The sequence below is a fragment of the Kitasatospora phosalacinea genome (genome assembly GCF_000716545.1).
Classification (GTDB): Bacteria; Actinomycetota; Actinomycetes; order Streptomycetales; family Streptomycetaceae; genus Kitasatospora; species Kitasatospora phosalacinea.
Genome location: NZ_JNWZ01000205.1, coordinates 1 through 270 on the forward strand (window position 1 = coordinate 1; position 270 = coordinate 270).

1 pseudogene is annotated in these 270 nt (G+C 71.5%); it reads left to right on the top strand.

Features of this window, described 5'->3' with window-relative positions:
* Nucleotides 1-270: pseudogene (locus OO48_RS34160) on the top strand (hypothetical protein); the annotation flags it as partial.

Below are 270 nucleotides of genomic sequence, written 5' to 3' on the forward strand. Positions count from 1 at the left end.
CCGCCCAGCTGCTCGGCAACCCCGGCTTCGAGACCGGCAGCGCCAGCCCCTGGACCGCCTCCTCCGGCGTGGTCGACAACTCCTCCTCCGAGGCGGCCCGCTCCGGTTCCTGGAAGGCGTGGCTGGACGGCTACGGCTCCGCCCACACCGACAGCCTCTCGCAGACCGTCGCCGTTCCGGCCGGCTGCAAGGCCACGCTGAGCTACTGGCTGCACATCGACACCGCCGAGACCGGCAGCACCGCGTACGACAAGCTGACCGTGACCGTCA